At 71.0% G+C, this 19,925-nt stretch carries 17 protein-coding genes; 11 read left to right on the forward strand and 6 right to left on the reverse strand.

The window, feature by feature from the left end; translation table 11 throughout:
* Positions 1-161: 161 nt before the first annotated feature.
* From E1292_RS00465 to E1292_RS00475, 4 genes are all read right to left on the reverse strand, one after another.
* Complete coding sequence (locus E1292_RS00465) at positions 162-1,346, reverse strand: PucR family transcriptional regulator (protein WP_132590794.1); 1,185 nt, start codon at positions 1,344-1,346, stop codon at positions 162-164.
* A gap of 363 nt (positions 1,347-1,709) precedes the next feature.
* Positions 1,710-5,810, reverse strand: a complete 4,101-nt coding sequence (locus E1292_RS00470) for a S8 family peptidase (protein WP_165974296.1) — start codon at positions 5,808-5,810, stop codon at positions 1,710-1,712.
* A 69-nt stretch (positions 5,811-5,879) separates the two neighbouring features.
* Positions 5,880-6,014 carry a hypothetical protein gene (locus E1292_RS54735; protein ID WP_281283992.1) on the reverse strand — a complete coding sequence of 45 codons (135 nt, stop codon included), beginning with the start codon at positions 6,012-6,014 and terminating at the stop codon, positions 5,880-5,882.
* Positions 6,015-6,086: 72 nt separating this feature from the next.
* A complete protein-coding gene (locus E1292_RS00475; RefSeq protein ID WP_165974297.1) occupies positions 6,087-9,023 on the reverse strand; it encodes a helix-turn-helix transcriptional regulator in 2,937 nt (978 codons plus the stop codon).
* A 49-nt stretch (positions 9,024-9,072) separates the two neighbouring features.
* Between E1292_RS00475 and E1292_RS00480 the strand changes: the two genes are divergently transcribed.
* The 8 genes from E1292_RS00480 (at position 9,073) to E1292_RS00515 (ending at position 15,364) form a co-directional block, all read left to right on the forward strand.
* Positions 9,073-9,405, forward strand: a complete 333-nt coding sequence (locus tag E1292_RS00480) for a hypothetical protein (RefSeq protein ID WP_220446587.1) — start codon at positions 9,073-9,075, stop codon at positions 9,403-9,405.
* 164 nt (positions 9,406-9,569) lie between these two features.
* Positions 9,570-10,391, forward strand: a complete 822-nt coding sequence (locus tag E1292_RS00485; RefSeq protein ID WP_165974298.1) for an FCD domain-containing protein — start codon at positions 9,570-9,572, stop codon at positions 10,389-10,391.
* Positions 10,378-11,112 carry an amino acid ABC transporter ATP-binding protein gene (locus tag E1292_RS00490; protein ID WP_132590802.1) on the forward strand — a complete coding sequence of 245 codons (735 nt, stop codon included), beginning with the start codon at positions 10,378-10,380 and terminating at the stop codon, positions 11,110-11,112. Before E1292_RS00485 ends, E1292_RS00490 begins: the two co-directional genes overlap by 14 nt.
* Positions 11,113-11,131: 19 nt before the next feature.
* Positions 11,132-11,935, forward strand: coding sequence for a transporter substrate-binding domain-containing protein (locus E1292_RS00495; RefSeq protein ID WP_132590804.1), 804 nt, complete (start codon positions 11,132-11,134; stop codon positions 11,933-11,935).
* Between the two features lie 57 nt (positions 11,936-11,992).
* On the forward strand, positions 11,993-12,748 hold the full coding sequence (locus tag E1292_RS00500; RefSeq protein WP_132590806.1) for an amino acid ABC transporter permease: 756 nt from the start codon (positions 11,993-11,995) through the stop codon (positions 12,746-12,748).
* A gap of 2 nt (positions 12,749-12,750) precedes the next feature.
* The gene (locus tag E1292_RS00505) at positions 12,751-13,392 is read left to right on the forward strand and encodes an amino acid ABC transporter permease (protein ID WP_132590808.1); all 642 of its coding nucleotides are present in this window, start codon (positions 12,751-12,753) and stop codon (positions 13,390-13,392) included.
* 32 nt (positions 13,393-13,424) lie between these two features.
* Entirely contained in the window at positions 13,425-14,408 is a 984-nt protein-coding gene (locus tag E1292_RS00510) for an arginase family protein (RefSeq protein WP_132590810.1), read from the forward strand.
* Between the two features lie 176 nt (positions 14,409-14,584).
* Positions 14,585-15,364, forward strand: coding sequence for a class I SAM-dependent methyltransferase (locus E1292_RS00515; protein ID WP_220446588.1), 780 nt, complete (start codon positions 14,585-14,587; stop codon positions 15,362-15,364).
* 37 nt (positions 15,365-15,401) lie between these two features.
* Here the strand turns inward: E1292_RS00515 and E1292_RS00520 are convergent, their stop codons facing one another.
* On the reverse strand, positions 15,402-16,337 hold the full coding sequence (locus E1292_RS00520; protein ID WP_132590814.1) for a helix-turn-helix transcriptional regulator: 936 nt from the start codon (positions 16,335-16,337) through the stop codon (positions 15,402-15,404).
* Positions 16,338-16,423: 86 nt separating this feature from the next.
* On the opposite strand from E1292_RS00520, the gene E1292_RS00525 reads away from it, so the two are divergent.
* A complete protein-coding gene (locus tag E1292_RS00525) occupies positions 16,424-17,209 on the forward strand; it encodes an SDR family NAD(P)-dependent oxidoreductase (RefSeq protein ID WP_132590816.1) in 786 nt (261 codons plus the stop codon).
* A gap of 47 nt (positions 17,210-17,256) precedes the next feature.
* Here the strand turns inward: E1292_RS00525 and E1292_RS00530 are convergent, their stop codons facing one another.
* Positions 17,257-18,252, reverse strand: coding sequence for an aldo/keto reductase (locus tag E1292_RS00530; RefSeq protein WP_132590818.1), 996 nt, complete (start codon positions 18,250-18,252; stop codon positions 17,257-17,259).
* 129 nt (positions 18,253-18,381) lie between these two features.
* On the opposite strand from E1292_RS00530, the gene E1292_RS00535 reads away from it, so the two are divergent.
* Both E1292_RS00535 and E1292_RS00540 read left to right on the forward strand, forming a co-directional pair.
* Positions 18,382-19,242, forward strand: a complete 861-nt coding sequence (locus tag E1292_RS00535; RefSeq protein WP_132590820.1) for a helix-turn-helix transcriptional regulator — start codon at positions 18,382-18,384, stop codon at positions 19,240-19,242.
* Between the two features lie 45 nt (positions 19,243-19,287).
* Positions 19,288-19,743: a hypothetical protein gene (locus E1292_RS00540; RefSeq protein WP_132590822.1), complete on the forward strand. Its 456-nt coding sequence runs from the start codon at positions 19,288-19,290 to the stop codon at positions 19,741-19,743.
* Positions 19,744-19,925 lie beyond the last annotated feature (182 nt).

Genomic DNA, 19,925 nt, shown 5'->3' on the forward strand with positions numbered 1-19,925 from the left:
AACCTCTCGCTGGATTTCCTGGCGGCCGGCCGAGCCTTGTCAGTGCTACTTTCGCCAAGCCAGGAGCGCCGGTCATCGTCACTTGCCGTAAATCTCCGCCGCGGCGGCCGGGGGACGGTTGTCACTGATGTCAAAGGGCTCCGGCACGGTGACCGGCGCGGTCAGGCCAGGCCGTGCTCGGTCCACGCGCCCGCCAGCATCCGCGTGACGGTGGTGCTCAGCACCCGTACGCCGTGCGTGGAGCCCGGCTCGATCCCCACCAGTTCCCGCACCCGCCGCAGCCGATAGTCCAGAGTGCGGGGATGGATGTGCAGGGATTCGGCCGTACGCAGGCGGTTCATGTCGTTGCGGTAATAGGCGTCCAGCGTGGGCACCAGTTCTGGCCCGTCGCCGAGCCGCTGCGCGGTCTCCCGCAACCACTGGTCCACCTGCGGCGTCTCCACCGCGCCCAGCTCCGCGAACACGTCGGCCACCCCGTACGACCGGCGCGGCACCCGCTCGATCGGCGCCACCCGGCTGACCTTCCGCGCCAGCGCGGCAGCCTGGACGAGCGCGCGGCGGCGCCCGTGTGCGGTGCCGACCGAGCACGGCCGCCCCACGACCTCCGCGACCGCCTGCGCCAGCGCCAACCCTGACCCCTCCGCCGCCGCCCGGTGCTCCGGCCGCGTCCCGTGATACGGCACGAGCGCCACGAACTCGTCCGGCTCCTGCCATCCGAACGGCACGCGGTGCCGCTGCAGCAGAGTGCGGACGACCTCCTCCCGGCACGCCTTCGGCGGCGCCGTGGCCACCCGGACCACCGTGACCAGGTAGTGCTCCGCCACCGGCACCCCGAGGCTGCCGGCCAGCTCGCCGGCCATGGGGTCGTCGTGCAGCACCATGGTGGCCAGCAGGTGGACGCGCGAGGCGGTCGGCAGGAAACGCTCATAGCCCCGGAGATAGCCGCGGGTGTAGACCGCCTGCGCCGCCGCGCCCTGCCGGGCCAGCCAGTCGATCATGCGCATCGTGTCGGTCAGATCGCCGGGTCCGGCCGCCTCCGAGATCTCTCGCATGGTGAAGGCCGCGTGCAGCGCGAGCGCGCCGCGCTGGCAGCCCGGAGCCACGCCCTGCATGCCGCGCTGCTCGCCGACCGACTCGATGAAGGCCAGGTCGCCCTCCAGCAGCGGCTCGCCGGAGGCGGCCAGCTCGGCCGTCCGTTGCCGTACGACGACCGCGAACTCCACCATCGACGCCCGCGCTCGCGGCTCGATCGCCTGGAAACCGGCGAGCTCGCCGACGCAGGCGTCCACCACTCTCCTCGCGTTGTCGTCGACCCGGCTTTTGAGCATGCCGAAGAGGTCGCCCATGAATTCTCCCCGTGACGTCGCCATTGGTCTTGTCCTTCTGAAACGCGCGCCCGGTATTCGTCGGCCGGACGCTTTCGTATCAGCGGATTCTTGGAAAACGGCGCTTGGCCAGGTGGGGATGGTGGACATCGCCATTATGGGCGTGGGGTGCGGTGAAAGTTTCATTCGGCCCGCGATTCGTGACGGCCGAAATTATTACACACGATCACCATGCGGATGCTTTCCGCCCCGGCGGTATTCCGAAGCCCTCTATAATGATTTCCGGAGCCTTCACTCTGGGTGAGGACCCGGATTACTCCCGTACGCTTCCGGCACACGAAGGGGCCCGGCACGGATGGTCGTGCCGGGCCCCTCGTCAGGGGTCTACTTCTTGAGGGTGAAGGCCGCGGTGATGGTCTGCGCGACGCGGTTGCCCGCGCGGTCCCACGCCTCGGCCCGTACGGTCACCGGACCCGTGGCGCTGCCCGGGTGCCGTACCTCGGCGGTGAACTCGCCCTTGCCGCGCGGACGCACCTTGGCCTTGGTCCAGGTGCCGCCGCCGTCGTAGCTGACCTGAAGGTCGAGCCCGGTGACCGCCGGGGCGTGGCCCTTGCCGGGCTGCCGGTCAGCGGTGACGGTGAACCGGTGTTTGCGCCCGGCGGTGACCTGGCCGGACAGGTCGAGCCCGAGGTCGTACCGCAGGAAGATCAGCGGCTCCGGGCGGCAGGGCGTTTCCGTCCGCGGGAAGTTGCCCCAGTGCTCCAGCCACGTGCCCGTGCACCGGTAGCCGTCCGTGACGCTGTCCTTCTTCGCGGTCTGCGAGTTGAAGGTCCAGGTTGTCGTGGTCTGGTCGAACTGGTGGGTGAGCCGGTACCGGCCCGGCTCCGGCGGCAGCCGGTAGCTCAGCAGGTCACCGATGTACGGGTCCGCGACCTGCGGGACCTCGGTGCCGTCCGCGCGTTCCAGCCGGACCGTCTCGTCGCCGAAGAACTGGCCGAAGTGGGTTCGCGCCTCCTGGCCGATCTGGTGCGGGTCAGGGGAGGTCGAGTAGCGCAGGCTCGGCCAGAAGAGGTCGCCCTGCCGGCATCCGCTGCACAACCCCATGTCGCTGGGAATGAACGGCATCGGGTAGCCGTCGGGCACGGAGCCGGCCAGCGGCGGAGCGACCGCCGGGACCTTCGGCCCGTCGTCCCACGCGACCTTGGTGCGGCCCGGCCTGTCGAAGCGGTCGTAACGCAGCTGGCGCGGGGTGTTCAGGCCGGCGTCGCCGACGGCGTGCCGGACGACCGTGTCGGAGGCGACCGGGCCGAGATACTCGGTGACGCGCCACGGCGCGGGAGCGAACGGCGGCAGCGACTGCGCGCCGCGGTTGTCGGCGACGGCCGGCTCGTACGGCTTCCACGCGGAGAAGGTGATCGCCCGCCACCCGGAGCCGTGCAGCTCGTGCTCCACGGTGGCCAGCTTCCGCTTGCTGAAGTCGTAGTGCAGGCGGTCCGGGATGTGGCCCTCCTCGTGCGGCTTCAGCTGGTAGTAGTACGGGGTGCGCGGCGTGCCCTCGACGGCGATGCGCACCTCGCCGGCGGCCGCGCGGACCCGCAGCCGGTCGGCGTCGGCGAACGGAACGAACACGATCGGCAGCTCGTTGACCATGGTGCGCAGGAACGTCGCCGGTGCGACGACGCCGCTCAGCCCGGGGACGTCGCAGCTCATGTAGTGCTCGGCGGGTCCGGGATAGTCGCGGTACTCGTTCTGGCCCACGACGATGCCGGCGGCACCGGCGTCGATCAACGCCCGGAACGTCGGCTCCTCAGGCCAGCACTGCCAGTAGAGGATGCTGTTCAGCGCGGCGGGATCGCGCCTCACCATGGCGAGCTTGCCCCTGACGTCGGCCGCCGCCAGTTCCTCGGGGGTGCCGAAGCCGACGTCGACCAGCTGCAACGTCTGCTTGGCCGAGAACATCTTCGAGGGGTCGGGCGCGTACGACTCCTCGCCAAGGCTGGCACCGAAGATCGGATACTGCGCGTCCAGCCGCTCCGGCTTCCTGCCCTGCAACGTCATCGTCAAGGTGGGAGCGACCCGGGTGGTCTGCGTGGCGAAGGTGAACTCGCCCTTGGTGACCCGCTCGGTCGGCGTCACCCAGAGGTTGTCGCGGCGGCCGTTCGTGGTCAGGGCGATGTCGCCCCAGGAGACGAAGAAGCCGCGCTTGTCGACGTCCTCGGGCACCCACCGCATGAACATCGTCGACCGGTTGTGCCCCTCGCTCGGGCGCGGCGTGTCGTAGGTGACCCGTACGGCCTCGGCGGCGTCCAGCACGACCTCGGCGTCGCTGGGGACGCTCACCTCAGGGTCGATCAACCTCGCCTCTTGGTGGGCGCCGGTGTCGTCTATCCAGGTCTCCGACAGCGGGGCGAACACGGTGTAGGTGCCGGCCGGGACCTGAACCGTCGCGCCCTTCTCCCAGTCCACCGTGGTCCTCGGGCCGCCGATCTTGATCCAGTCGCCCTGGCCTTCCGCGCCCTCGATCGGTGCGACGTACACGATGGCCGGTGTGAGGGCGTCCTTCTTCCAGCCGCGCGGGTTGTCCGAGTGGATCATGCGGACGGTGAGGTCGTGCAGCTCCGGGCCGAGGACGGCGCCGATCGGCGTGGTCAGCCGCACGGCGTCGTCGGAGGTGGCGGCCACCACGGAGCCGGTGTAGGTGGCGGGGGACAGGGCGCTGTGGTCGATCGTGAGGGTGACCTGGGCGGTGCCGCCCGCGGGGACGGTGACGTCGTTCCGGTCCAGGGCCAGCGCTCCCTCCGGCATCGGCTCGCCTCTGTCCGTACGGCCCGTCGCGGTAAGGGCCAGCGTCACCGGCTGGTCGCCGGAGTTGGTGTAGGACAGCGTCCTGGACAGGTCGCCGTCGATGGGAAACCGGTGGAAGCCGAAGTCCGCGGTGGCCTGGCCGGCCTGGACGTTCTGGCCGACCGCACGGGCGACGTCGAGCCGGCCCGCGCCCTGCTGGTACACGGTCGCCCCGACGTCCTGGGCGCTGGCCGTGAGCGCGGTCTTGACCTGGGCGGGAGTCCAGCCGGGGTGCTGCTGCAGCAGGATGGCCGCGGCTCCCGACACGTGCGGTGTGGCCATCGACGTGCCGTTGAGCGAGGTGTAGTGGTCGTCCACCGGACTGCCCAGCGAGGTGCCGGCGGCGCGGGCCGCCACGATCGCCGCGCCGGGAGCGGTGATCTCCGGTTTGATCGCGTGGTCGCCCAGCCGGGGGCCGCGGCTGGAGAAGCCCGTGAGCTTGTCGCTCTTGTCCACCGCGCCCACGGTCAGCGCCGAAGTCGCCGTGCCGGGAGTCGAGATCGTGAACTCCCTGCCGGCGTTGCCCGCCGCGACCACGAACAGCGCGCCGGTGCTCTCGGTCAGGCCGTCCACCGCCTGGCTGAGCGGGTCCTTGCCGTCGGTCGGGTTGCCGCCCAGGCTCAGGGACACGATGTCGGCGTCCATCTCGCCCGCGGCCCACTCCATGCCTTCGATCAGCGACGAGGACGTGCTCGAACCGCTGTCGCCCAGCACCTTGCCGACGATGAGGTCCGCGCCTGGGGCCACGCCCTTGCGCCTGCCGTCGGAGGCCGCGCCGCTGCCCGCGACCGTGGCGGCCACGTGCGTGCCGTGCCCGTGGCCGTCCTTGACCTCCTGGTCGGGGATGAAGCTCTTGGACGCGACGATCTTGCCCGCCACGTCCGGATGGTTCTCGTCGATGCCGGTGTCCAGCACGGCGACCTTGACGCCCTTGCCGTCCAGTCCCGCCTGCCACGCCTGCGGCGCGCCGACCTGCGGGACGCTGTCCTCCAGCGTCACCCGTACGACGGAGTCCAGCCACAGCCGCTCGACGCCGCCCTGCAGCGAGCGGGCGGCGGGCCGGTCACCGACGACCGACTTCCAGAAGTCGGCGGCCTTGGCCTTGTCCACGGTGGTCGCCGCGGCGCCGATGCTCTCCAGCGCGACGGCGTTGCCGGTCGCCGCGAGTTCACGGGGTTTGCCGCGCAGCGCGGACGGCGACTGCTCGCCGGCGTACTCGACGATCAAGGGCAGGCGCTTCGCGGCGTTGTCGGCATATCCGTTGGCCGCGAGGTAGGCGACGTTGAACAGCCCCCGGTCCACCCGGCCGGCCTGGATCTGCTCCAGCACGTCGTGGGAGACCACGTACACGGCGTCGCGCTGTCCGAAGGAGGTGTAGTGCAGGTCCGGCACCGAGCCGTCGGGCCTGGGGGCGGGGACGGCGTCGATGGAGAAGCGGCCGTCGGGGCCGGGCGTCAGGGTGACCCGGTCGCCGGTGACCAGCGTGACGGTGTACGGCCCGCCGCCCAGGCCGTCGAGGGCCAGGCCGGGCGGCGCGGCCTCAGGCGGGGCGGCAGCGGCCTGCGCCGCGCCGGACGGCACGGCGGCGAGCGGAACGGTCAGTGAGGCGGCGGCCAGCAGGGCGAGCAGGCGATTGCGCAAGGGTCTGGCTAAGGGCATGGTTCCTCGGTTCTCTCCCTGGGGGGTCCAGGGAGCGGGGTGGTTCGGGACTTAAAGCGGCACGTAGCCGTCGTCAGGAGGGGCGTCGTCCTCGGGCGTCTCCGGCTCGGCGGCAGGGGTGTCCGGCTCCGGGTCCTCGCGCGGGAGCTGATCCGAGGGTTCCGGCTCTGGCTGATCGTCGTGCATACACGAGAGGATCGGCCGCGCGGCCGTACGTAGCGAGTGGGTGAATCACCCAAACAATGCGGAGGGACGACGTCAGAGGGGTCCGTCGCCCTGCTCGGCGGTGAGTAGCCCGGCCTCGCTCACCGCGGCGGCCAGCGCCGTACGGGAGGTCACCGACAGCTTGCGCATGGCGGTGCTGAGGTGGCGGTCGACGGTGCGCGGCGACAGGAACAGCGTCTCGGCGATCTTCCGGTTGGTCCAGCCGCGCGCCACCAGACCGGCCACCTCCAGCTCGCGCGGCGAGAGGCGGTCGCCGTAGCCGCGCCGCCCTCCGCGCCAGGCGTTCGCCACGTCCACGCCGTGGGCGCGCAGCAGGCCGGCCACCCGGTCGGCGTCCCAGCGCGCGCCGAGGTCGCGCAACCGTGACAGCGTCTCGCCCAGCACCCGCAGGCCCTGGTCCCGCTCGCCGCCGGCGAGCAGGCAGCGGCCGCGGCGTTCCCGGGCGAGCAGCGCGTCATAGGGGCGCGGCAACGCCGCCCACGTGTCCTGCGCCTCGCCGTACAGGCCGGCCGCCCGGTGATGGTCGTTGTCGGCCTGCGCCACGACGGCCCGGCACAGGCCGAGCGAGGCGGCGGCGGCCGGCGGCACGTCTCGGCCCGCGGCCCAGCCGCCGAACCCCGCCACCAGCTCCCGGGCCTCGTCCAGGCGTCCGGCGGCGACGAGGGCGTCCAGATGCACCGGCGCCACGTCGGCCGCCCACAACCACACCTCCTTGCGGACGATCATGTCCATCACCGGTCCGGTGGCGGCCAGGGCCTCGTCGGCATCGCCCTCCGCCAGGCCGATCCGGGCCAGCGGCGCGGCCGGGATGACGAACGGGTCGGTGTTGCCCTGCCGCGACTGCCGCTCCAGCACCTCACGCAGCCGTTCCCTGGCCCGGTACGGCACCCCGCGCGCCAGGTCCAGCTCGGCCAGGACGAGCTGGGCCTCCAGCCGGTCGGACAGGTACGCCGAAGTGGACTCGGCGAGCTCGCCGGCGGTTTCCGGCAGGCGGTCCCAGGCGCCGGTGTACCAGTCGAGCCGGGCCTGGCCGATCCGCGCGCTGTTCGACAGCCGGCTGAACCCGGTGGCGTCCACCTCGCGGCGCACCTCGGCCACCCACCGTCCGGCGTCGCCGTACCGGCCCCACAGGGTGGCGAGCTGCGCGATGTTCAGCCGGCCGCGCAGCAGTTCCCGGCGTTCGGCCCGGGTCGCGGTCGTGCGCGGCATGGCCTCGGCGACCCCCCAGCCCTCCTCCTCCCCGAGCAGCAGCAGGGATGTGGCGTGGTTGGCCGCGCACAACAGCCGCTCCGCCGGATCCTCGATGCGGTCGAGCAGCGGCACCGCGCGCCTCACCCACTCCAGATGCCAGCTCGCCGGGCGGGTGCCGGCGAGGGAGATCGCCAGGTAGAGCATGGCCTGGGCGGCCAGCGCGGGCCGGTGCGCCAGGTCGGGCACGGCCGCCTCCAGAGCGGCGCTGCCGGCCGCGTACTCACCGAGGTGCATCCTGAGCCGGGCCAGGCGCAGCCGGATCTCCCCGCGCTCGTCCGCCGGAACCTCGGGATGGGCGAGCACCTCCTCCAGGGTGTCCACCACGCGGGCGCCCACCTCTCCGAGCGGGGCGACGCCGAGCGCCGCGGTCTCGCCCAGCTCTCTGGCCAGCAGAGCACGCCGCTCCGGTTCGTGCTCGGCCTGGGTCAGCAGGTCGTGCAGCATGCTGATCGCGGTGTGGTCGTCGCCGGACTCCAGGGCGAGGCGGGCGCTCGCGCGGGCGTAGTGGCACCAGGCGTCGACGTCGTTGGCCTCACGGAAATGCCGGCTCAGCCGGACGACCGGGGGGTGCTCGGCCGCGCTCAGCGCCTCACCGGCGCGGCGGTGCAGGTGCCGCCGCATCGGCGCGGGGATCGCGTCCTCCACCGCCTTGGCGGCCAGCACGTGACGGTAGCCGAACGCGCCCCGCTCGTTCTCCCGCAGCAGCCCGGCGGCCAGCGCGCCGGCCACCCCCTCGCGTACCGCGTCGTCGTCCAGGCCGGCCACGGCGGCGAGCAGCGTCTCATCGGCGAGTTCGCCGAGCACGGCGGCGGCCTCCAGCACCGCGCGCACCGGCGGGGAGAGCCGCTCGACCCGCTCCAGGACCGAGTCGCGCAGCGTGGGCGGCACGCGCAGTTCCTCGACCACGCGCCGCGTCCACCCGCTGCGGGAGCGCACGATGTCGCGCCGGTCGCGCAGCAGCCGTACGCACTCCTCGACGGCCAGCGGGATGCCGGCGGTGTGCTCGTGCAGGAACTCCGCGAACCGGGGGGAGACGTCGCCCGCCGCGAGCATGGAGGCCACCAGCCTGCTGGTCTCCTCGACGCCGAGCGGCTCCAGCGAGATGCGTACGGGCCGCATCCCGGCGGGCTGCCGGGAGGTCAGCCTGAGCAACGTCGAGCCGGACGGCACGTCCAGCGGCCGGTACGTGACCACGACCGAGGTCTTACGCTCGGCGTGCTCGCCCGAGGCGGATAACGTCAGCAGCCATTCCAGCGTGGCGGAGTCGGCCCAGTGGGCGTCCTCGATGACCAGTACGTCCACGCCGAGCCGCTCGACCACCTCGATCAGCGCGCGGAACAGCCGGTGCCTTACCTCCAGCGGGTCGGCGGGGGACTCCAGCGCGGGCGGCAGCTCGGCGGCCCACTCCGGGAAGATGGGCCGCAGCGCGCCACATAACGGGCTCAGCTCTATCTCCGCGACCCGTTCGCGCAGCCGCCGCAGACCGTCGACGATGGGACCGAGCGGGAACGGCTCGCGCAGCGGCGGGCAGGTGGCCGACACGACCAGGCGGTCGCGCATCACGGGGGAGGCCAGGCATTCCTGCACCAGGCGGGTCTTGCCGATGCCCGCTTCCCCGTCGACGAGCGCGAGCGCCGCGCCCTTGCCGAGAGCGCCGGTGAGAGCGGCCAGCGCCGCTTCCCGTCCCACGAATGCCGCCCCGGCAAAGTCACCTGGCACAATCGCACCTCTCACCTGTTATGACCCCATATACCCGATCTCCACGGTTGTGGCCAGTCAACGGCATCCGCTCGTCCTCGCTGACGCCACCACGGACCTCACTCGGTTCGCCGGTCACCGCATCCCGGAACTGGACCTCGACATCGTCTCCCTCACCGAGTTCCGCGCGGCCGGCATGCCAGGGTTCGAGCGCTACGCCCTCGCCCGCGCCACGGTCGTGCTCGACCGGCTCGACGGAGACCTCGCCCGCATCCTGGCGGCCAAGGCGCGGCTCGATGCCGACGAACCGTCCCCGCCCCTTCAACAAGTACCTGGAGTGGGAGCTCCGCCGGCACCCGCTGGACGCGTGGGGCGCGATCTCGACCTGATGCGACCGCGATAAGCGAGGAGCCGTTCTCGTCGGCCGTGACCCGACCTTCACTAAAAAGCGCCATTCCTGTAACCCATGACGGACGTCCGTCACATTTGACTGATGTCCCAACACGGCAAATAGTCATAAAACGGTCATAACGGACGGCTTGGTAGTGCGCCGGTGGGAGTGGTGTGGTGAAGGTGGAGGAACGCTCGGCTGACGCCATCCTCGAGGTGCTCGCAGGAGCGCCGGAGCCGTTGGGCGCACGGCAGGTGCTGCAGGCGCTCAAGCACGGCACCGGCCTGGACATCAGCGAGGCCACGGTCGCCCGGCGGCTGCGACTGCTGGACCGGCGCGGGTTCACCGTGGCCGCGGGCACCAAGGGCAGGATGCTCACCTCGGCCGGCCGCCAGCACGTCGCCGCCGTGTTGCGCGGGCGGACCACCGCCACCCTGTTCGCGGAAGGCACGCAGGTACGTACGTCGGAAGGACTGATCGACCTGCTGCGCGCACGGCGGACGGTGGAGCCGGAGGCGGCCAGGGAGGCGGCGCTCCGCCCGGACAACAGGTCATCGGCGCAGGCGCTCACCCGGCTGGTCGAGCGGCACGGCAGGCATTTCGCCGACGTCCACGAAGTGCCGCGCGACATCGCGCTGACCTTCCATCGCCGGGTGGCCAGGTGTACCCGCAATCCGATCGTGAAGGCCATGCTCGACGTCGTTCTCGATCCGGCGCTCGACCGCCTGGAGGCGGCCCTGGACGTCGTGCTCGACTCGCACCGTTCCGGTGAGGTCACGGTGACCGAGCACCAGAGGATCGCCGACGCGATCGCCGCGGGCCGGGCGGACGCGGCGGAGGAGGCGATGCGCGCTCACATGGATCGATTGCTGGACGAGGCCGGCCGCTTCCTCACCGAGGAGACCGCCCCCATCGTCGAGCGGCTGCTCACCTGGGGCATGCCCGGACCTACCGGACACGACACGCGCGGAGGGCCTGAGCCGGATGCCGATCATTGAGTTCACCGGCGTACAGAAGTCGTACGGCGACCTGGAGGTGCTGAACGGCATCGACCTGTCGGTCGCCGAGGGCGAAGTGGTGGTCCTGCTCGGCCCGTCGGGATCGGGCAAGAGCACGCTGCTGCGCTGCGTCAACGCCCTGGAGGACGTCTCCGGCGGCACGATCGTGGTCAACGGCCGCGATCCGCACAGCAAGGCCACGAACCTGAACGAGCTGCGTAGCGGAGTGGGCTTCGTCTTCCAGCACTTCAACCTCTACCCGCACATGACGGTGGCGCAGAACATCATGCTCGCGCCCGTCAGGGTGAAGAAGGTCTCCAAGGACGCGGCCCGCCGCCGAGCGATGGAACTGCTGGAACGGGTGGGGATACCGGAGAAGGCGGACAGCCTGCCCACGCAGCTGTCCGGCGGGCAGCAGCAGCGGGTGGCCATCGCCCGCGCGCTGGCCATGGACCCCGCGATCATGTTGTTCGACGAGCCGACCAGCGCCCTGGACCCCGAGATGATCCAGGAGGTCCTGGAGGTCATGGTCGATCTGGCCGGCAGCGGGATGACCATGGTCGTGGTCACGCACGAGATGGGTTTCGCCCGCAAGGTGGCCGACCGGGTCGTGTTCATGGACGGCGGGCGCGTCGTGGAGAGCGCCGCGCCCGACGAGTTCTTCGCCAGCCCGTCGACCGAGAGGGCCCAGGAGTTCCTGCGCCGGGTCTCACATATCTGACAGAGAGGTGTCTGTACGGATGAAAGGGGTCGTGTGCCTGGCGCTCGCGCTGCTCCTGCTCACCGCCTGCGGTGACCGCCCGAGGGCGGGGCTGTCCCCGGTGGCGGGGACCAAGGGCGGGACCGGAGTCAACTCGATGGAGAAGATCAGGAAACGCGGGGAGATCGTGTTCGGGGTCAAGTTCGACACCCCGCCGTTCGGGTCGATCGGGCAGGGCGGGACCGAGCCGGAAGGCTTCGAGATCGACCTCGTCACGGAGGTCGCCGAGCGGCTGCGGGTCAGGCCGAAGTTCGTCGAGGTCAATCCGAAGAACCGGGTGGCCAACCTGGACAGCGGGAAGATCGACGTGATCACCGCCACCATGATCGCGACTCGGGCGCGGGACAAGGCGATCGACTTCTCCGAGCCGTACTTCGAGGACGACCAGCGCCTGATGGTGCGCGGCGACTCGAAGATCACCAGCGTCGACCAGCTCGACGGCAAGACGGTGGCGCTGGTCCAGGGCTCGACGGAGGAGAGCGTGCTGCGGGAGAAGGCGCCGGGCGCGAAGATCCTCAGCTTCCAGTCCTGGCCCACGGCGCTGCAGTCACTGCTGCGCGGCGACGCCGACGCCGTCAGCACCACGGTCGGCATCCTCACCGGCTTGAAGTCGGCCGCCGACAAGGCGGGCGAACAGGTCAAGATCGTCAGCCCGGGGATCGCGCAGGGACCGCTCGCCATGGGGTTCCGCCAGAGTGACGCCGCCCTCCGCGACGAGGTCAACGGCGCCCTGATGGCCATGGCCGAGGACGGCACCTACAACCGCATCTACGCCAAGTGGTAGGGCAAGGTGCTGCCCGAGCCGTACACGATCCGTGTCCTTCCCGCGGGGTCCTGAGCCATGTTCAACGACCTCAGCTGGTCCGTGGTGCTCGACGATCCGGGCAGGAGCTTCCTGCTCCACGGCGCGTGGGTGAGCCTCCAGCTCGCCGTGCTCGCCATCATCGGCTCCACGGTGGTGGGCACGCTGGTGGCGCTCGGCCGCGTGTCGACGGCGCCCGCGCTCGCGCCGCTGCGCTGGCTGCTGTCCGCCTACGTCGAGTTCTTCCGTAACGTGCCGCTGCTCGTGCAGCTGGTCTTCTGGAGCTTCGGCATGTTCAGCCTGGACCTCGTCAGGGCCGTTGCCGCGCCGCTGAACCCCGTGTACAGCAACCAGTTCCTCGCCGGGCTGCTCGGCCTGACCATCTACACCTCGGCGTACGTGGCGGAGGCCCTGCGCAGCGGAATCCAGTCGGTGCCCAGGGGACAGCTGGAGGCGGCCAGGGCCGGCGGCCTCGGCTACTGGACGGCGATGCGCGCGGTGGTGCTGCCGCAGGCGTTCGCGCTGGCCTTCCCCGCGATCGGCAACCAGTACATCAGCGCCACCAAGAACACCTCCGTGGTCATGGCGATCGGCGTCACCGACCTGGTCTTCCAGGCCCAGCAGATCGAATCGGCCACCTTCGCCGCGTTCGAGGCCTACACCGCGGCGCTCGTCATCTTCATCGTGATCTGCCTTGCCGAGTCCGCGCTGCTGGCTCTGATCGTCCGGGGCATGCTGACCAGGATCCGGCCGGGCGCCAGGACCGCGGCACCGGCGCCGGCGTTGGAGTCGTGACCATGGGTGCGATCATCGACAACCTCCCGTTCATGCTGGCCGGGCTCTGGGAGACGGCGAAGCTGGCGGCGCTGGCCATCGTGCTCAGCTCCGTGCTCGGCGTGCTGGCGGGCGCGATGCGCTCGGCCCGCTCGCGCTTCGTCCGGTGGCCGGCGATCGGCTACATCCAGCTCATCCGCAGCGCGCCACTGATCGTTTTCATTCTCTACTGCTATTTCGTCCTGGCGGACCTCGGGTTCGACCTCACCCCCTTCTGGGCGGGCGTGGTCGCGCTGGGCGTGTTCACCAGCGCCTATCTCGCGGAGATCGTCCACGCGGGCATCGCCTCCGTGCCGCCCGGGCAGTGGGAGGCCGCGCGCGCCTCCGGCCTGTCCCAGGCGAGCACGATGCGTGACGTGGTGCTGCCTCAGGCGCTGCGCCGCATGGCTCCGGCGTTGGTGTCCGAGTTCATCAAGCTGATCAAGGACACCTCGCTGGTCTCGATCATCGGTGTCTTCGAGTTCTTCCACCGGGTCGAGGTCACCAACTCCCGGCTGTTGACCGAGCCGTTCGCGGTGCTCGGCTTCGCCGCCGTCTGCTACTTCCTGCTCAACTATGGCCTCAGCCGTGTCGCTCGCCGTCTCGAGCTGCGGCTGGATGCCTGACGCATCACCTACAAGAAGGAAAATCACGCACCATGTCGGATCTACGGCTCAACCTTCCGTTCGTTGGCATCCCGACCTTCCAGCGGTCGCCCATCGTGAGCGACCTCTCCCAGCTGGATGCCGACCTGGCCATCCTGGGAGTGCCCAACGACGAGGGCGCCCCCTGGTACCCGGGCGCGCGGATGGCACCGAGGGCGATCCGCGAGCAGTCGGTACGGTACGCCGGCTACGGCCGCATGCAGGCCAGGTCCGGATATTTCGACATCGAGGAGGACAGGCGCTTCCTCGAGTACGAAACCGCGAACCAGCGGATCGTGGACTGCGGTGACGTCGACATCATCTACTCCAACCCCGAGCAGACCTTCAAGAACATCACCCACAGCACCGCCCAGATCCTGGAGGCCGGGGCCGTCCCCATCGTGCTCGGCGGCGAGCACTCGGTCACCTACGGCGTGGTGCGGGCCTACGCGGAGCCGATCTGCGTCGTCCACTTCGACGCGCACCTCGATTACCGGCCCTTCATCCACGGGGCCCAGTACGGGAACGGCAGCCCCATGCTCAAGATCGGCAAGCTGCCGAACGTCGAGAAGATCGTCCAGATCGGCAGCCGCGGCATGCGCGCCGCCCAGGACGACCTCGCCGAGAGCCGCGCCAACGGCAACGACGTGTTCACCATGAAGGGCTTCAGGAGGGCCGGCGTCGAACACGTGCTCACGACCCTGCCCAAGGGCAGGAAGGTGTACATCAGCGTCGACATCGACGTGCTCGACATGCCGCTCGTGCCCGGATGCGCCTCCGCCGAGGCGGACGGCATGTCGTACGAGGAGCTCCGCCAGACGATCTTCGCGATCGTCCGCGAGCACGAGCTCGTCGGCTTCGACGTCGTGGAGATCAACCCGATGCTGGACGTTGCCTCCAACGTCACCTCGCAGCTCGGCGCCCAGCTGGCCATCGAAACGATGGCCCGTGCCGTCGAGAACCCCGGCTACCTGCGACGCAAGGGCCGCCTGTCCTGACACCCCGCCTCCCGCGGGGACATGACCGGCGCCACGATCACGTCCCCGCGCGGCGACCACGTGGAGGATGATGTCCCATGAGTGCATCGAGGGGTCGACCGGACACCGCGCTGACGCCTGACAGGCGTAGCGTGACGTACATGCAAAAAGTGCATTTGAGTGGTGAGAAAGCGACGATGCTCGCCACTCTGTACGGCCGAGCCGTGGATGCCGAGTCCCCCGCCCCCATTCTGGGCGACACGATGGCGCTCCAGGCGGTACGCAACATCGACACCGACTTCACCCGAGTCGGCATGAAGCGCGGCGACGCCGTGACCGTGGCCATGCGGGCCAAACACCTGGACGACTGGGCGCGCGACTTCCTCGCCGAGCACCCGGCGGCGATCGTCCTGCACCTGGGGTGCGGGATGGACACCCGGGTCCACCGCGTCGATCCCGGGCCGGGCGTGCACTGGTACGACGTAGACTTCCCCGAGGTCATCGACCTGCGCGAGCGCCTCTACCCGGCACGTGACCACCACACCGTGATCCCCTCGTCGGTCACCGACCTGACCTGGCTCGACCGGGTGGAGGGCGATCTTCCCGTACTCGTCGTCGCCGAGGGCCTGACCATGTACCTCAAGGAAGGAGAAGGCCACGCGCTGTTCCGCGCGATCACCGAGCGCTTTCCCTCCGGCAGGTTCGTCTTCGACGCGTTCAGCAGGCGCGGCATCAAATGGCAGAAGATCAACCGGGTGGTCCGGCTCGCCGGCGCGACCCTTCACTGGGGGGTGGACAGCCGTGCCGACCTCGAGGCCATCGATCCCCGGTTACGCGTCGTCACCGAGCTGAGCGCCTTCGACCTGCCGGGATACGAGAAGCTCAGACCCGGCTACCGGGCGCTGGTCGCGGTGGCGAGAGCGCTGCCGTTCATGCGCAGGATGGCCGTCTTCTACCGCCTGGACTTTCCCGCGTGAGGGGCGGGCCCGCGCCGGTCGCCCCTGCCGGCCGCGGCTAGCGCCGATATGCACCGGCCTCGGCTCCGAGGACGTTCAGAAGTGCCAGAGCCTCGGCGCCACGGGAACCCGGCGGCGCGCTGTAGATCACGAGGTGCTGGTCGCTGTCCGTGAGCAAGAGCGAGTCGCAGTCGACGGTGATCTCCCCGACGACCGGGTGACGGAAGGTCTTCGTGAGCGTCGACGCAACCTGCACGTCGTGCCGTTCCCAGAGCCGGGCGAACTCAGGGCTGCCGTCGCGGAGCTCGTCGACGAGGCCGCTCACCGCGGGGTCGGACGGATAACGGGCGAGGGCGCGCCGGAGGCCCATGACGACGTTATGCCGGAACTCGGCGGCGTCCGAGACCCCGTACAGCGCCGTGTCGGCGCGCGTCGACGTCGTGTCGGCCCGCATCGAGGTCGTGTCGGCCCGTGCCGAGGTCGTGTCGGCACGCGCCGACGTCGTATGGGCCCGCGCCGACCTGAGGAATGCCCGGCGCGCGAGGTTGCGGTCCTCCGGAGCGAGCTGGGCGAAGTCCTCCATGAGCGCGGCCGCGAGGTCGTTCCACGCGAGCACCTCGAACGCGGCGGACGTCACGAAAGCGGCGCTCTGCGGCAGCCGTTCGAGGAGCGCGAGGATGCTCGGGCGCACGTCGCGCCGGTGCAGTCCGGACCGGTTTGGGGCGGTGCCGGCGAGGACGTGGAGGTGGTCGGACTCGGCGTCCGTGAGCAGCAGCGCGCCTGCGATCCCGGCGAGGACCTCGCCAGACGGGCGCGGCGCCCTGCCCTGCTCGAGCCGGACGTAATACTCCGTGGAGATGTGCGCGAGGACCGCCACCTCCTCGCGGCGAAGACCCGGCGTCCGGCGTCGCGAGCCCGAGGGGAGGCCGACGTCCTCCGGCCGGAGCCGCTCGCGACGGCTGCGGAGGAACGCCCCGAGTTCCTGCTTGTCCATACCCTCAGTCTGCACGCTGCGCGGCGGCGGATCCTGGTACCGCCTGTGCCTGTATCCGGTCTGGAGGCCGGCTTGACACTGTCGGCATGACCCACGACATTGACATCGCTCCCATAGGCCTGCTCACCGGCAAGGTCGTGCTCATCACCGGCGCCAGCCGCGGCATCGGCGCGGCCGGCGCCCGCCTCTTCGCACGGGAGGGCGCCGCTGTCGTGCTCGCCGCCCGCAGCACCGACGCCCTCGACCGCATCGTCACCGAGGTCCGCGCGGACGGAGGCGTCGCCGACGCCGTCGCCCTGGACCTCGCCGACCGCGCGAGCGTCCGCGCCGCCGTCGACCGCGTCGAAGAGCTGCACGGGCGGCTCGACGGAGCGTTCAACAACGGGGCGGCCATCCAGCGGCGGCCCGGCCCGCTCGACACCACGACTGACGAGGACATCGACGAGCAGTTCGCCGTGAACTTCCGCTCGCACTGGACCGCCATGACCGCCGAGGCCGCACTCATGCGACGCGACGGCGGCGGGGCGATCGTCAACACCTCCAGCATCGGCAGCCGTCGCGCGAACCCAGCCCTCCCCGCGTACGGCGCCATGAAGCGCGCGCTCAACAGCATCACCGAGACCGCCGCGGTGAGCTGGGCCGCTGACGGCATCCGGGTGAACGGCATCACCCCCGGCGGCACCGCCACGGAGATGATGGATGCGTGGGAGGCGGCGACCCCCGGCATCATCGAGCGAGCCACAGCATCGATTCCGCTCGGCCGGATGGCCGAGCCGCGCGAGGTCGCCGAGGTGGCCGCGTGGTTGCTCAGCGACCGGGCCTCGATGGTGACCGGCGCGATCGTGCCGGTGGACGGCGGCGCCGGAGCCTGAGCGGACGGCCCGGGCACGCGGTGCCGGGCCCCGCCGGGGAGCTCGGCTCAGTTGCCCACGCCGAGGTTGGACATGAACGCGGACGGGTACCGGTCGCCGCGGGCCGCGCTCGGTGGCACCGCCTTCTCGATCTCCGCGAGGTCGTCCGCGGTGAGGTTCAGGTCCATCGCGGGCAGCGCCTCCGCGAGCCGCTCGCGGGTGCGGGCGCCGACCAGCGGCACGATGTCCTCGCCCTGCGCGGCCACCCAGGCGATGGCCAGCTGGGCGACGCTGCAGCCCTTCGCCTCGGCGACCCGGCGCAGGGCCTCCACGAGGGCGAGGTTGTGCTCCACGTTCTCGCCGGAGAAGCGCGGGCTGAAGCCGCGGGTGTCGCCGGGGCCGGCGGCGTGGCCGGCGGTCCAGTGCCCGGAGATGAGGCCGCGGCTGAGGACGCCATAGGCGGTCAGGCCGATGCCGAGCTCCCGCAGCGCGGGCAGGACGTCCACCTCCACCGCGCGGGAGATCAGTGAATACTCGATCTGCAGGTCGGCGATCGGGTGCACGGCGTGCGCCCGGCGGATCGTCGCCGCATCGACCTCCGACAGGCCGATGTGCCGGACGTATCCGGCCTCTACCATCTCTTTGATCGCCCCAACCGTCTCCTCGATCGGTACCGCCGGGTCCAGCCGGGCGGGACGGTAGATGTCGATGTGGTCGGTGCCCAGCCGGGTCAGCGAGTAGGCCAGGAAGTTCTTCACCGCCTCGGGACGGCTGTCATGCCCGCCGAACTCGTGGCCCGGCCCCCGCAGCATGCCGAACTTGACGCTCAGGTGGTAGCTGTCGCGATCCCGGCCGCGCAGCGCCTCGGCGAGCAGCAACTCGTTGTGGCCCATGGCGTAGAAGTCGCCGGTGTCGATCAGCGTGACGCCGCTCTCCAGCGCGGCGTGCACGGTGGCGATGCTCTCCGTACGGTCGGCCGCGCCGTAAGCGCCCGACATTCCCATCGCACCCAGGCCCAGCGCGGAAACGGCCGGTCCGGTACGGCCCAGTGTTCGTCGCCGCATCACGTTCTCCCTCGTTGTCGATGTCGTACCCCCAACCTTGGGCCCGGGCCGGGACGCGCGGTAGCGGAGCGTTCATCCTGGGAGAGCCGCTCCCTGGCTCGGCTGACGGGCGCGAGGCAGGATGAGGTCATGCAACGTGAGCAGCTCGCCGACTTCCTGCGCCGCCGCCGCGAGGCGATCCGGCCTGCGGAGGTCGGCCTCGCCGACAACCCCCGCCGCCGCACCGCCGGCCTGCGCCGGGAAGAGGTGGCGATGCTCGCCGGCATGTCGGTGGACTATGTCGTTCGCCTGGAGCAGGGCCGCAGCAGCCAGCCGTCGACCCAGCTGCTCGGCGCGCTGGCCCGGGCGTTGCGCCTGTCCGACGACGAGCGCGACCATCTGTTCCACCTGGCCGGCCACCGTCCCCCGCCCGCCGGCGGGGTGGCCCGCCCGGCCCGAGCCGGCCTGACACGCATGCTCGACCTGCTCGGCGACACCCCGGCCATGGTGCTGTCCGACCTGGGCGAGGTCCTCGCCCAGAACCGGGCGGCCGTCCTGCTGACGGGCGACCACACCGGCTTCTCCGGCGACCGGCGCCACGTCGTATACCGCTGGTTCACCGAGCCCCCCGCCCGCGCCGTCTGCCCGCCCGAGGAGCAGGAGCAACAGGCCCGTCAGCTGGTGGCCGACCTGCGTGCGGCCGCCGGCCGCCGGTCCGGCGACCCCGTGGTCGACGGGCTCGTCGACCGTCTGCAGGCCGCGAGCGCCGACTTCCGCCGGCTCTGGGCCGAGCACGAGGTGGCGGTCCGGCGTGCCGACCGCAAGACCGTGCTGCACCCGAGGGTGGGCCGGCTGACCATGGACTGCGAGACCCTGGTCGCTCCCGATCAGGGGCAGCAACTGCTGGTGCTCACCCCGGCGGACTCTGAAACGCGCGAGCGGCTGGAACTGCTGCGGGTGCTCGGCATCGAGGAGTTCCCCACGGGGGCAACGGGCACGCCCGTACGGTGAAATGATCGGAAGTACATTCTGCATCCTGCCGATCAAGGAGCGGCCATGATCACCGACCCGACGATCACCCGGATCGGCCAGGGGGTGGAGCTGCATCACCACCAAGGCCAGCGTGAGGCCGCTCGCGACCTGTTCACACAGATCTGGGGCGACATCGGCGGCGAGCAGGGCGACCCGCTGCACATCTGCGTCCTCGCACACGCGATGGCCGACGTGCAGGACGACGTGCACCAGGAGCTGCTCTGGGACCTGCGAGCGCTCGCCGCCGCCGATCAGCTCACCGACGAGCGGGTGGCACAAGCCGGGGTGACGCTTACGGTGGCCGGCTTGTACCCGTCGCTGCACCTCAACCTGACCGAGTGCTACCGCAAGCTGGGCGATCTCGGCCGCGCCCGCGAGCACCTCCAGCAGGCCCAGGCCACGATCGGCGCGCTCGGCGACGACGAGTACGCGCAGCTCATCAAGGGCGGCCTGGAGCGGCTGACCGAACAGCTCGGTTGATCCGACGTCGCCGGGGGGCCGCCCGGCGCTCGACGGTGGGGTGTCGTCGGAGGAGATGTTGCGGGCGGCACGATCCGCGAGAATGACCCGAATCGCACGGACAGCCTCGCGCTGTGCGCGGCCGTCGAAGGAGCCCCGCGGGCGATCAGTGTTGCTCTTCACGGCCGCAACGGCAGCTGTGC

The organism is Nonomuraea deserti, from assembly GCF_004348685.1.
GTDB classification, from domain to species: Bacteria; Actinomycetota; Actinomycetes; order Streptosporangiales; family Streptosporangiaceae; genus Nonomuraea; species Nonomuraea deserti.